The following is a 13,487-nucleotide window of genomic DNA, read 5'->3' as shown; positions in this document are numbered from 1 at the left end:
CTGGTGCCTTTTGCCTTAGCCTTGTCCGCCCGCAAAAGGCCGCGCTAGCTCTCGCTGGCACCTTTTGTAATAGTCTCTTCAACGCCACCAAGAGGTGGGGCAGAGGCCGGAGCGAGTTGCCTGCCTCCAGACGGATTTTTAGGCCACCCGCTCTATGGGAGGAGGCCTCTTCTCGCTGGAAAGCAACCTTGCTCCGTCGTCTGATAATCAGGCGGGCGTGGAGGCTGTCTGGTGTTGCAGGGCCTGCGCAGTGGTGTGGGCAATGCGGCGGAAGGCCTGAGCGGCTTCGCTCTCCGGTGCGCTGGCGACAATGGGAGCGCCTTCATCGCCACTGGCGCGGATAGCGGCCAGCAGGGGCACTTCGCCCAGAAATGGCACACCCATGGCTTCGGCTTCCTTCCGGGCCCCGCCATGGCCGAACAGTTCCGTATTGTGCCCGCAATTGGGGCAGCAGAAATAGGACATGTTCTCAACCAGCCCCAGAACGGGCACCTTCATTTTCTCAAACATGCTCACGCCGCGCCGGGCGTCAATCAGGGCAATGTCCTGCGGGGTGGAGACAATAACGGCCCCGGCCAGCGGCACCTTCTGCATCAGGGAAAGCTGGGCATCCCCCGTGCCGGGCGGCATGTCCACCACCAGAACATCCAGTGTGCCCCAGTCCACATCTGTCAGAAACTGGGTGATGGCCCCCATCACCATGGGGCCACGCCAGATCATGGCCTGCTTTTCTTCCACCAGCATACCGATGGACACCGCGCGGATTCCCCAGACCGGAATAGGTTGAAGGCGACCATTGATCACTTCCGGCTTGCCCGCCGCCCCCAGCATGCGGTGAAGGGAGGGGCCGTGAATATCCGCATCCATCAGCCCCACGCTCAACCCTTCCTGCGCCAGCCCTACGGCCAGATTGGTGGCGGTGGTGGATTTGCCAACACCACCCTTGCCAGAAGCCACGGCAATAACGGCTTTGACACCGGGCAGCACGGGCGCGTTCGGTTCTGGCGGGGTACCGCCAAAGGGCCGGTGGCCGCCTGCCGCCGCGCCGCGGGGGGCAGCGGGCTTGGGTGGTGCAGCGGGGCGATGCGCGGTCAGGATAACCGTGGCGTCCTGCACGCCGGGCAGCGTTTTCAGGCGTGTGGCGGCCTCATCACACAAAGGGGCAAGGTGCTGGGCCTGCTCGCGGTCAACGGCAAGTGCCACGGACAGCTTGCCCTGTTCCAGCCGGAACCCCTCAAATTTTCCAACGGCCAGCAGGGAATGGCCAGTCTGCGGGCTGCACACCGAATCCAGAACCCGGGCGATGTCATCATGATGAGGCGAGGAGGGAGTCTGTGCCAATGGTTTTGTCCTGATCTGCAACAAGAAGCGGTGCGTGCCGTGTTGGCAACAGCAACGCGCAGGGTCCGTCAAGGGGATAAAGTGGCTTTGGCGCTTTGTTCTGCAAGGCAGAACGCGTAAAGAAGGCAGGAAGAAAGGCCACCTGACCATACTGGCTTTATCATGATCCGCATTAAAGGGGCCAGCTTCCTTACCATGACTGCACAGCCGGACACTCAGGGCGCAGAGCAGACACCAGCAGCACCGGCCATCAAACCAGCCCGCCCCGCATCAGGAATAAGTGCCGGGCGGGATCACCGGATTGACGCCATGCGCGGTGTGGCTTTGCTGATGATGTTTGTGGATCACATTCCTCAAAGCCTGCTCAACCGCTTCACCATGCGTAATATTGGCTTTGCCGATGCGGCGGAGGTGTTCGTGTTGCTGGCAGGATATGCATCCTGGCTGGCCTACGGGCGCGGGTTCCGAAAATATGGCACCGTGGGGTGCCTCAAGCGCATTTTCCGCCGGTGTGTGCAGCTTTATATCGGGCAGACCCTGATGGTGGTGGTGTCCGTGCTCAGCATCCGCATGTGGCGGCATTATACGCCTGTGCCGGTGGATTTTCTGGAGCCTGAACTGGCGCACGGGCTCAACTGGGTGTGGCGTGTCATGATGTTTGATGCGCTGCCCAGCAACCTGAACATTCTGCCGCTTTACATTGTGCTGCTTGGGGGCTTTCCGGTGTTTTACCTGCTCATGCGGGTGCATCGTTCTCTGGCGTTGCTGCTCTCCGGGGCGTTGTGGATGCTGGTCAATCTGGACCCCGGCCTGAACTTTCCCAACTGGCTGGACCCGGACGGCTGGTATTTCAATCCGTTTGCATGGCAGTTCCTGTTTGCGCTGGGGGTTTCGGCCTCGGCGGAGACAGAGCGGCGTGGCGCGGATTTTCCACGGTTGGACCTGCTGGCAGGATGTTGCATCCTGTATCTGGTCTTCTCCGCCCTGCAGGCGTTTCCGTGGGCACAATGGCACCTGCCGGACCTGCGCCCCTTTGGCAGCATGATCATGCCGGAAAAAAGCTGGCTGTCTCCGTTCCGATTGCTGGATGTGATGGCTATTTTCTATCTGGTGCAGTCTTCCCCCAGGGCCCGTAAATGGGCGGCGGACTCCACAACCGGACAGTTGCTGGCCCGCGTAGGCCGTCATTCTCTGGAAATCTTTGTGGTGGGCACGCTGCTTGATCTGTATGCGCGGCTGATCTTCAACACCTTTGGCGATGGCTGGCTGTTGCAGGTGGTGGTGAACGTGACCGGGTTGAGCATTCTGTTCGCATTGGCTGCATGGCTGGATAATTACCGCAAAGCCAAGAAACTGGCCGCCGCCAAAGCCTGAAGCACAATGCGCGCAGACGGTCCGACACATCGGGCGGGAAATGCCGCACCAGAAAGGGGCTCATCTGAAGGCTGTGCAGAATAGCAGCAGCAGGAGCAGATACGTCTGAGGATGGGGCAGAAGTAAGCCGCGAGAAGAAGGGACAGATCTGATGGCGCAGCATGAGAACCATAGAGACGGGCTGCCAGCCGGAGATGTGGTCGGGCAGACGAAGGAGCAGACGAGCCCGGATACCAAAAGGGATGCGCAAGTCCGTTCTGGTGGTGTTTCCGGTCTGGGCGCGGGAAAACCCGGAGGCTCAGCGCATGAAGCGTCTCAGAGAGATCAGGTGGCATTTTCCGGCGGTGCTTCCCCTAGCGAGGAAGGCATAGCAGCGGTGCGGTTGCCTCGTGTCCGTCAAAAGCTGCTGGCGGAGGAGCCGCTGCGGGTGACGCTCTTCGGTTCGTCCACAACAGAAGGCGTGGGGGCTTCCTCACCCGCCACCAGCTATGCCGGGGTGTTTGAAACCTGCATCCGGCCGTACGCATCTGGCGGCCTTACGGTGATCAATCGCGGTATTGGCGGACAGGGAGCGGCGGAAATGCAGGCCCGGTTGCCCGCTGTTCTGGCGGATCAGCCCGATCTGGTGATCTGGCAGGGCGGTGTGAATGATCCGTTGACCGGCGTGCCCTTATCCCGCTTTGAGGACATGACCCGGCAGGATTTGCAGGCAATCTGTGCCACGGGCGCGGATGTTGCGCTGATGGACCTGCAATGGTGCCGCCTGCTGGATGAATGTCCTGCCGCCCCAGCGTTTCAGGCGGCGGTGCATGCCATGGGGCAGGCGTTGCATCTGCCTGTGTTCCCCCGTCTGGCCCGCATGCATGCGTGGGGAAAAGAGCTTGGTGTAGGGCGGGAGGATCTGTCGCCTGATGGCGTGCACATGTATGATTTTGGATACCGGCTGCTGGGGCAGGCAGTGGCGGACTGGGTCTTGACGCTCGCCGGTATTGCGCAGACCCGAGCCATAGAGCCATAGAGCCATAGAGCCATAGAGCCATAGAGCCATAGAGCCATAGGTTCTCGCCGGGATGAGGGGTGTGCGTGGCAGGAGAGTGCTGGCCTGAGAGGCCGTTTGAAAAGCCTGCCAGGGCGGTTTGGCAAGTCTTTGTGTGAAGAGAAGATGGTGGATTTTCACGTCCTGCTTTCTCGGTATGCTTGCAAACATGCCGTGTCTGTCTGAGACATTCGCCGCCAGCTTTATCTGTTGCCCCTTCAAACAGGCTCTTGCCAGCGTTTTCTTGAGAATGTGGCGCCCTCTGCCGTGCTCTGGCCGCTTTTGTGAAACAGGCTGACGTTCCGCCGTGATCGTGCGATAGAGCAATACTCTGCTCTATTTTTCTGACTATTGAGAGTGACTTCGCCCATGCGTCTGCCCGTTCATCTCCTTTGTGCCGGTTCTCTCTCCTGCCTGCTGCTGGCCGGGGTTTCCGGCTCGGCCTCCGCATGGGCCGCAGGGTCTGCTGCCGTGCCAGTCAGTGTGCCGGCACCTGCTCCCGCAGCACCTTCCGCCGTGGCGGGTGTGGCGCGCGGGGTGCCAGACAGCTTTGCAGATCTTGCTGCCCGCCTGCTGCCTGCGGTTGTGAATGTTTCCACAACCCAGACGGTCAAGAGTGGCGATGATGACGATGATGAGGACGGCGATGGAGAAGACCAGCTTCCCCAGATGCCCAATTTTCCGCAGGGCTCCCCGTTCGAGAAGTTTTTTCATGATTTCATGAACCGGCAGAACAGCCCGGATGCGCCGCCGCGCCGTATGCAGGCGCTGGGGTCCGGCTTTATTATTGATCCCGCCGGTTACATTGTGACCAACAACCATGTGATCCGCCATGCGGACAAGATTACCGTCACTTTGCAGGACAATACGGTGCTGACTGCCCGTGCCGTGGGGCATGATGACCGGACCGATCTGGCCCTGCTGAAAGTGGATAGCAAGAAGCCGCTGCCCGCCGTGCATTTTGGCGATAGTGACAAACGCCGCGTGGGGGACTGGGTGCTGGCGATTGGTAACCCGTTCGGTCTTTCCGGGACGGTGACGGCGGGGATCATTTCCTCACGCGGGCGGAATATTGATCAGGGCCCGTATGATGATTTCATTCAGACGGATGCGCCCATCAACAAGGGTAACTCCGGTGGTCCGCTGTTTGATATGGATGGTAATGTGATTGGCGTGAACACCGCCATCTATTCGCCCTCCGGCGGCTCTGTCGGGATCGGGTTCTCCATTCCGGCCAGTGAGGCACAGGGCATTATCGAACAACTGCGCAAGACCGGCAAAGTCTCCCGTGGCTGGCTGGGGGTACGCATCCAGAACGTGACGCAGGACATTGCGGATGGCCTGAACCTGACCCCCGCCCGTGGCGCGCTGGTGGCCGGGGTGGAAAAGGATGGCCCCGCCGCCAAAGCCAAGTTGCAGACGGGTGATGTTATTCAATCCCTTGATGGCCACCCCATTGAAGGCAAAGCGCTGCCCCGGCTTTCCGCCCAGTTGCCGGTTGGCACGGTGGCGTATCTGGGTGTGTGGCGTCATGGCAAGACCATTGATGTGCCCGTGACTATTGGCGCATTGCCCGAGCCCGCGGCTGAGCCGGAAAAGAAACCGGCCCCCGCCACCAAAAGCAGTGCAGAGGTCAGCCTGTCCACGCTCGGGTTTGCCGTGGGCGCGCTGGATGCGGCTGCGCGCCAGAAATACAATTTGCCCGCCGCCCAGAAAGGTGTGGTGGTTACGTCCGTCAAGGATGGTGGTCTTGCGTCTGACCGTGGCCTGAAGGAAGGCGATGTGGTGACGGAAGTGCAGCAGGCGGAAGTCACCAGCCCGGCAGATCTGAAAAAACGGATAGAGGCAGCGCAGAAAGCCAAGAAGAAATCCATCCTGCTTCTTGTGCATGATGCCGATGGCCTGCGCTGGGTTCCTTTCCCGCTGACGGGTGATGATACGCCTTGAGCCGTAAGGTTTAGGTCCTCCGCGTATGGCGTCTTTTCTTTTTGCCGCGCCGTGGCTGAATAATCCCACGGCGCGGCAGACCATCCGGCTGCTGGTTTCAGTCGGGCTTTCCGGGCTGGTGGCGTGGCTGACCAACCTTCAGGAACCGGGCTGGGCGCTGATCACATCCGTGATTGTCACCCAGAGCAGCATTACGGAAACGCTCTCCAGCGGGCGCTACCAAATGGTGGGCACGCTGATTGGCGCGGCTGTCAGCATTCTGCCTATTACCCTGCTGATGTTCCACTGGCCGTTGTGGCAATCGTTCGCGGTTGCGTTTGTGCCGTTGGCGGTTCTTGCCTCCTGGCGGCCCAACACGCGCATGGCGGTGGTCACGCTCATGATCGCAACACTCTTCCCCACGCAGGATGATCCCTACCTGCGGCCTGTGGAGCGTGTGCTGTCCATTCTGATTGGCGTGGGCGTCTCCATGCTGGTTTCTTACGTTGTGCTGCATGAGCAGGCCCGGCGGGATGCCTTCCGCAATGCGGCGGCCACCGTGCGCAAGATTGTGGATATTCTTGACCACGCCCGTAACAGGGACATTGACTGGCTGGGTATTCAGGACCTGAATGATGAGGGCGCAGCCGCCTTGCGCAAGGTGCAGGCTGCGGTTGAGGAAGCCCGGCGCGAGCGCTGGCGGCCCCTTGAACAGCGTGACCCCATGCTGGCGGCTTTGCCCAAGGCATTGCGTCAGTTGCAGATGGATACGCTGGTGGTGGCCCGCGCCATTCTGCGGGCTGGCGGGCAAAACACGACCGTTTCCCGTGAGACCGCGGCAGCCCTGAGTGCTGGCATGATGCGCGGCTTTGAGTGGATTATCATCCGGTGCGAGAGCGAGGCCGTGACCCGCTCTGGTGAGGAATACCGCGTGGCCGCCGGGGTGATTACCGCCCTGCCCACGGAAGAGGGGATTGATGATGAGATCATCCGCTTTGCCGTGCATATTCTGCGCACGGACCTGATCTCCCTTATCCGCCTTCTGGGAGAAGATGACGCGGATCGCTCCTGAGTCCTCCGCACAGGCAGAAGCGGTGTAGGGGGAGCCGGGCTTCTTTTTCTCATGTGATCGTTTGCGCTCCTTCTGCGTTTTTCTGGCAGGATGGCGCATTGCGCGCGTGCATAACACAGGAGTCTGATGGTTATGGTGACTGAAACCAATACGGTGATACGGGTTCACAAAACGGGTGGCCCGGAAGTGCTTCAGGTTGAAACCCTGCCTGTGCCCAAACCTGCAAAGGGGGAGGTGCTGCTGCGGCAGGAGGCCATAGGCGTGAACTTCATTGATACGTATTTCCGCTCCGGCCTGTACAAATATCCCTCCTTTCCTGCCGTTCCAGGTATGGAAGGGGCCGGGGTGGTAGAAGCCGTGGGCGAGGGCGTGAACAGCATTTCCCCCGGTATGCGGGTGGCTTATGCTGGCGTACTGGGCAGTTATGCCCGCTACCGCACTATCGCGGCGGACCGGCTTGTGGCTCTGCCAGAGGCTGTGAGTTTTGAAACCGCCGCCGCTATTACGTTGCGCGGGCTTTCCGCCCATATGCTGTTGCGGCAGGTGTATGATGTCAAAAAAGGCCAGTCTATTCTGGTGTATGCCGCCGCCGGGGGCGTGGGGCAGTTGCTATGCCAGTGGGGCAGGCACCTTGGGGCGCATGTCATTGGTGTGACTTCTACACCGGAAAAGGCAGAACTGGCTAAATCCTGCGGGGCGGCGGACGTGCTGGTGGGCACTGATAACCTGGCCGACCGTGTGCGGGATCTGACAGAAGGGGCCATGGTGCCCGTGGTGTATGACAGCATTGGCCGGGATACGTTTGAAGCCAGCCTGAACTGTCTGGCGCCACGTGGGCTGATGGTCAGCTATGGCAATGCGTCCGGCCCGGTTACGGGGGTGGATGTTGGTACATTGGCCGCCCATGGCAGCCTTTACCTGACCCGGCCTTCTCTTGGGGCTTATATTGCCAAGCCGGAAGAGCTGCAGGCTTCGGCCAGCGTTTTGTTTGATCTGCTGGCAAAAGGCGTGCTCAAGCCTAGCATTGGCCAGAAATTTGCGTTGGCGGATGCCGCTCGTGCCCATGTTGCGCTGGAATCTCGCAAGACTACGGGCAGTACCATTCTGGTGGTGTAAAGCTGCTTCCTGTTTTCCCGTTCTGTGTCGGGTTCATATGGGGTGGCCAGAGGGGCAGGTTGCGCGCCTCTGGCATGTGACAGAGCAGGAATATGCTTCTGGTGGCATGACGGCACGGGGTTTATGGGATACTCTGCCTTCCAGCGTTCCAGACCTCTGGAAGGCAGAAAGAATGCAAGGATAGTCTGATATGGCAAAGTGTTTGTCAAAATGCCCCAAATCTCCCTGCGTACGCGGCCTGCTGCTGGTTGGGCTGATTGCGTCTGTGGTGTATTTCTTCCGCAAGAAGAAGTGCTGCGGCTGAAAATGGCCTGACCTTGTTGCAAGATAAGGTAGGATTACAAAAAACCCGCATCGGGAAACCGGGCGGTTTTTTTTGTATAAGGGATTTTCCGCCTCCCTCCTGATGGATGTTCGCCTGGCGCCTGAAGAAAAGCGTGGTTTGCAAGTCTATGTTCTGGAGAAAGACGTGACGACACCCCAACCTATTCAACAGGGTTTACCTGGGCAGCCAAACGGTATCGTTTCCTCTGCCTCCCAGACGCAAGGAAGCGCTCCGGACGAAAAAGCCAAAGCGCCTCCCGCCTATGTAGCACCTGCCGAAAAACCGGCTCTGGATGCCGGAAACGGTATTTTCTACGATTTCAATTGTGGCGCGCGTATTCTTCTGCCGCAGCGGCAGGAAGGTAAATGGCGGATCACGTTGCGGGATCTGGATACGGCGAACATTCTTTTCCTGAATGAAAACACAGGCGCCTTCATTTCGTCTGCCAAGCGCTACTTCGTGCGTTTTGGTCTGGAAGTGGTGGATATCAGTGCGACAGGCGAGGAAACCCTCGTTTTCCAGCATGAATATGATGCCCGGGATCGGGATGTGGTCATTCAGTTGCCCGTGGGCACGTTGGGGGATACGCTTGCGTGGTTTCCCTATGTCTCACGTTTTGCCAAGCAACACGGCGCGCGCGTGACGTGCCTACTGTCAGGCCTGATTCTCCCCTTGCTGAAAGACGCTTATCCCAATCTGCGGTTGATGACACCGGAGGAAGCCCGAAAGGAAGGCGTGTGCGAGAAGGCGTATGCCATCTACTGCATCGGTCTTTTTTTTGATGATGTAGAATGTATCCAGCAGCCAACGGATTTCCGTTTTGTGGGCCTGCATCGCACCGCCGCCTATATTCTGGGTGTCCCGCCCGATGAGGAAGCCGCGCGTCTGACGTTGGAGGATGAGAGCAGGCCGATCCCCGAGCCGTATGTCTGTATTGCCGTGCAGGCCAGCACGCAGTGCAAATACTGGAACAACCCCACCGGCTGGAGTGAAGTGATTTCTTTCCTGAAAGGGAAAGGATACCGCGTGATCTGCATTGACCAGAAGCCGGTGCACGGGGCCGGTATTATGTGGAACCATATTCCCCATGGGGTGGAAGATCAGACGGGTAATCGTCCCCTGAGCGAGCGGGCGCGTTGGTTGCGGCATGCCGCCGCCTTTATTGGCACCAGTTCGGGTCTGGCGTGGTTGGCATGGGCGGCTGGCACGCAGGTTGTGCTGATTTCCGGCTTCACCCACCCGAACAATGAGTTCTCAACCCCTTACCGCGTCATAAACTGGCACACCTGCAATTCCTGCTGGAACGATGTGAGGGTGCGGTTTGATCATCACAATTTCCTGTGGTGCCCCCGGCATGAAAACACGCCTCGCCAGTTTGAATGCTCCCGGCTGATTACGGGCGCTCAGGTGATTAATGAGGTGAAGAAAATAGTCGGGGCGTGAGCAGGCGGTTTGCCTCGGGATTTTTTAGAAAAAACGCTACCGGCGGAGGCTGCGGGCACAGACGGCGGCCCTGGCGTTCCGAAGGGCGCGCGGGGCCTGAGCGTGTTTTCCCGCAGAAACCTGCTTCTTGAGGCAGAGCAATGCGAAGGTGGCGGGTTGTGTTATGGTGGAAGCGCTGTATCAGATTACCCGAATAACTGCTGTCTGAAGCCCCGCGTTCTTCAGACTGATTTCAGAAAGGATAAGGGCGTTGCATCCTGTTGTTTCTCGTCTTGCTTCTCTGGCTGCCGGTTCTGCGGCGGTATGCGCCCTCGCCTTGGGTGGAGTGGTTGCCGGTCTGCCATCAGAAGCTCATGCGCAGGCTTCTGTGCTTCTCAAACACCAGTCTGCCAAGGCCGTGGTTGAAACCGTGGACCATGATGCGCGTGAACTGCTGCTGCGTGAAGCCAACGGGCATCTGATCACCATTGAATATGGCTCCGCCGTGCGTGATCTGCCGCATGTAAACGCAGGCGACAAGCTGAGCATTTCCTTTGTGGAAACCCTCGGTGCTGATCTGGCTCCTCCCGGCAGCCCCCTGCCGGAATCCACGCTTACTACCGCACGCGGCTATGTGCATGGCCATCCGCGTGGTGTGATTGCGTCCTTCCGCCGCGAACGCGCCAAGATTAATACCATTGATCTGCCCACCCACACCGTGACGTTCACCACGGATGATGATGCCTCCCACGTTGCTGTTCTGCGCACGCAGGCCATGCAGGATTTCCTGAAAACCCTGAAGGTGGGTGATGTGATTGATATCACCCGTATGGAATCCATCTCCTACATCATCCTGAACGAAAAAACGGAAGCCGCTCAGGACGCAGCGAATGCCGCCGCCGCTGGTGCAGCATCCGCGCCGGGTGCTCCGGTGCCTGCCACAGCCCCGCAGCCCGCTACGGTTCCGGCTGCTCCTGTCGCTCCGGCGCAATAAAGGCACCAGCCGTCAGGCATAAAGACAAGATCAGAGGGGGAAGCAGGGTAACCTAGCGGCCTTCTGATCTGGTTTTTCAAGGCGTGTTGTCTGCGGGGTGGCGTTTTCTGCTCCCGCAGCCATGCGCTTTCTTTTCAGCCAGAAGGAAGAACAGCGTATGAACTCTCAAAACAGGTCAGGCTCTGCTTTTCTGGAAAAGCTGGAACAGGTGAATGATGGCCACTCTTTTCTGGCCAATCTGTTTGGTTTTGTGTGCGTGGGGTGTACGCTTGGTCTGGCCAACCTCATCTGCCGGTTTGGTCTGCACATAGAACTTACTTACGTTTTGCGTATTCTGATTGTGGCTGTTGCGGCCTATTTCTTCCTGCCATTGTTCATTCTCTGGCTCTGGAAAGGTCGCTGAACGGTCGTTTCCGGTCGCGGCTAAAGCGATAGCGTTTCAGAAAGCAGTCAGATTGGCCCGTATAAAGTCTGTCATGTGCAAAACCGGGAAACACCTGTCTGTCTTCCGTGATCAATAATGTTCGGGTCGTGTTGACACTCTGAAGGGGTCGGACACCCTTCGGCCCTGCCAGAGTGACAAGCATAACGCAGTGATAAGTCAACACGCGGAAAAATCTGAACGGGGGTTTGCGAACCCTCCATCAGACTTCTCAGATTTCTTGCATATCGGGGCGGGCGCATAAAAAACCGGGCGAAAGGCCCGGTTTTTTGTAACTGTAGTCTGTCTTTTTAGCGCGGTGTGCGGCGGGTCAACTGGCTGACATCGCGCACAGCGCCCCGTGCGGCGCTGGTGGTCAGGGCCGCATAGGCCTTGAGCGCATTGGAGACAACGCGGTCACGCTGCGGCTGCCAAGCCTGATCGCCCTTGTCATCCATCTTTTCGCGGCGTGCGGAAAGCTCACTGTCCGCAACAGCGACGGCCAGACGGCGGTTGGGGATATCAATTTCAATAATATCACCTTCTTCCACCAGCCCGATGGTGCCACCTTCCCCTGCTTCAGGCGAGATATGGCCAATGGAAAGGCCAGAGCTTCCGCCAGAGAAGCGGCCGTCCGTAATCAGGGCGCATTTTTCTGCCAGCCCTTTGGATTTCAGATAGCTGGTGGGGTAGAGCATTTCCTGCATGCCGGGACCACCCTTGGGGCCTTCATAACGGATCAGCACCACATCACCGGGTTTGATTTTGTCACCTAGAATGGCGGAAACAGCCGCATCCTGGCTTTCAAATATGCGGGCAGGGCCAGAGAACGTTTCAAGCCCGGCAGCCACCCCGGCGGTTTTCACAATCGCGCCGTCTTCGGCAATGTTGCCGTAAAGCACGGCCAGCCCGCCATCCTTGCTATAGGCGTGGGCTGCGTCACGGATGGCGCCTGTGCTCTGGTCCTTGTCCAGTTCCTTGTACACGCTGGACTGCGAGAACGCTTGCGTGGTGCGGATGCCCCCCGGTGCGGAACGGAAGAAGGTTTCTGCTTCCGGCTTTGGTGCACCATCGGCCGCGCGGATATCCCACTTGGCCAGCGCATCCGTAACGGAGGGGGCGTGGACCATCGGGATATCGTTATGCAGCAGGCCCAGCCGGTCCAGCTCACCCATAATGGCGGGAATACCGCCGGCGCGGTGCACATCTTCCATATGCACATCCGGGCGGGAAGGGGAGACCTTGCACAGGTTGGGCACCCGGCGGGAGAGTTGGTCAATGTCCTTCATGGTGAAGGGTACATTGCCTTCATGCGCGGCTGCCAGAAGATGCAGCACAGTGTTGGTTGAACCACCCATGGCAATATCGACCGACATTGCGTTTTCAAACGCCTGCATGGTGGCAATGCTGCGGGGCAGCACACTGGCGTCTTCCTGCTCGTAATGACGGCGGGCCAGATCCACAATGCGGCGGCCTGCTTCCACAAACAGCTCACGCCGGGCGGAGTGAGTGGCCACAAGGCTGCCATTGCCGGGCAGGGACAGGCCTAGTGCCTCGGTCAGGCAGTTCATGGAATTGGCGGTGAACATGCCGGAGCAGGAGCCGCAGGTGGGGCAGGCGGAGCGTTCAATGATTTCCGAATCCGCTTCACTCACGCTCGGGTTGGCCGCAGCCACCATGGAGGTCACAAGGTCCGCGCGCTGTTCAATATCGTTCAGCGTGACGCGCCCGGCTTCCATCGGTCCACCGGAAACAAAAATGGCGGGAATGTTCAGCCGCATGGCGGCCATCAGCATGCCGGGAGTAATTTTGTCACAGTTGCTGATGCACACCAGCGCATCCGCGCAGTGGGCGTTGACCATATATTCAACGGCATCGGCAATCAGCTCGCGGGAGGGCAGGCTGTACAGCATGCCACCATGACCCATGGCAATGCCATCATCCACCGCAATGGTGTTGAATTCACGGCCAATACCGCCAGCTTCCGCAATGGACTCGCACACAAGCTGGCCCAGGTCTTTCAGGTGAACATGGCCGGGCACAAACTGGGTGAAGGAATTGGCGACGGCAATAATCGGTTTACCGAAATCCGAATCCTTCATGCCTGTGGCGCGCCACAGGCTGCGCGCGCCTGCCATGTTGCGGCCGTGGGTGGTGGTGCGGGAGCGATAACCGGCCATTATTGCGGGTCTCTCTGGTCATGGTTCACAGGACTCTGATATCAGGGAGAGGACGATATCAGGGCGAATGCGTGGCGGGGGGCCAGCATATGGGGCGCACCTTATACGGTACAAAGGCGTTTCTGTCAGGTGGCATCTGTGCATGTGGGCAGCGTGCGCCGTAAATACTACAGTTTTATGACAAAATGAGACTTTGTCAGGCTTTCCGTGCTCCTGTGGTTGCAGGAGAGCGGGGGGTTCAGTATTGCTCGCAGCGCCCGATTGCAGATCGGAACGGAGT

Annotated in this window: 10 protein-coding genes; 8 read left to right on the top strand and 2 right to left on the bottom strand. The window is 59.0% G+C overall.

Annotated features, from left to right (window positions below; genetic code table 11):
- Positions 1-207: 207 nt before the first annotated feature.
- Positions 208-1,341 carry an Mrp/NBP35 family ATP-binding protein gene (locus QWU00_RS06005; RefSeq protein WP_035380121.1) on the bottom strand — a complete coding sequence of 378 codons (1,134 nt, stop codon included), beginning with the start codon at positions 1,339-1,341 and terminating at the stop codon, positions 208-210.
- A gap of 162 nt (positions 1,342-1,503) precedes the next feature.
- On the opposite strand from QWU00_RS06005, the gene QWU00_RS06000 reads away from it, so the two are divergent.
- The 8 genes from QWU00_RS06000 to QWU00_RS05965 all read left to right on the top strand — a co-directional run bounded on the left by QWU00_RS06000 (position 1,504) and on the right by QWU00_RS05965 (position 11,009).
- Positions 1,504-2,715 (top strand): OpgC family protein, encoded by a 1,212-nt coding sequence (locus tag QWU00_RS06000; protein ID WP_081939048.1) that lies wholly within the window; start codon positions 1,504-1,506, stop codon positions 2,713-2,715.
- A 151-nt stretch (positions 2,716-2,866) separates the two neighbouring features.
- Positions 2,867-3,733, top strand: coding sequence for an SGNH/GDSL hydrolase family protein (locus tag QWU00_RS05995; RefSeq protein WP_081939047.1), 867 nt, complete (start codon positions 2,867-2,869; stop codon positions 3,731-3,733).
- A 387-nt stretch (positions 3,734-4,120) separates the two neighbouring features.
- Positions 4,121-5,698: a DegQ family serine endoprotease gene (locus QWU00_RS05990; protein WP_035380119.1), complete on the top strand. Its 1,578-nt coding sequence runs from the start codon at positions 4,121-4,123 to the stop codon at positions 5,696-5,698.
- A gap of 25 nt (positions 5,699-5,723) precedes the next feature.
- Positions 5,724-6,749, top strand: coding sequence for an FUSC family protein (locus QWU00_RS05985; RefSeq protein ID WP_006559577.1), 1,026 nt, complete (start codon positions 5,724-5,726; stop codon positions 6,747-6,749).
- Between the two features lie 126 nt (positions 6,750-6,875).
- Entirely contained in the window at positions 6,876-7,865 is a 990-nt protein-coding gene (locus QWU00_RS05980; protein ID WP_081939046.1) for a quinone oxidoreductase family protein, read from the top strand.
- A 520-nt stretch (positions 7,866-8,385) separates the two neighbouring features.
- The gene (locus QWU00_RS05975; RefSeq protein ID WP_150395545.1) at positions 8,386-9,633 is read left to right on the top strand and encodes an autotransporter strand-loop-strand O-heptosyltransferase; all 1,248 of its coding nucleotides are present in this window, start codon (positions 8,386-8,388) and stop codon (positions 9,631-9,633) included.
- 250 nt (positions 9,634-9,883) lie between these two features.
- The gene (locus tag QWU00_RS05970) at positions 9,884-10,606 is read left to right on the top strand and encodes a hypothetical protein (RefSeq protein ID WP_035380117.1); all 723 of its coding nucleotides are present in this window, start codon (positions 9,884-9,886) and stop codon (positions 10,604-10,606) included.
- Between the two features lie 157 nt (positions 10,607-10,763).
- Complete coding sequence (locus QWU00_RS05965) at positions 10,764-11,009, top strand: hypothetical protein (protein ID WP_035380282.1); 246 nt, start codon at positions 10,764-10,766, stop codon at positions 11,007-11,009.
- Positions 11,010-11,338: 329 nt separating this feature from the next.
- On the opposite strand, the gene ilvD is transcribed toward QWU00_RS05965, so the two are convergent.
- Positions 11,339-13,207: a dihydroxy-acid dehydratase gene (gene ilvD / locus QWU00_RS05960; protein ID WP_035380115.1), complete on the bottom strand. Its 1,869-nt coding sequence runs from the start codon at positions 13,205-13,207 to the stop codon at positions 11,339-11,341.
- Positions 13,208-13,487 lie beyond the last annotated feature (280 nt).

The sequence above is a fragment of the Acetobacter tropicalis genome, assembly GCF_030644465.1.
In the GTDB taxonomy this organism is placed as follows: domain Bacteria; phylum Pseudomonadota; class Alphaproteobacteria; order Acetobacterales; family Acetobacteraceae; genus Acetobacter; species Acetobacter tropicalis.
This window is presented reverse-complemented; position numbering and strand designations above follow the sequence as displayed.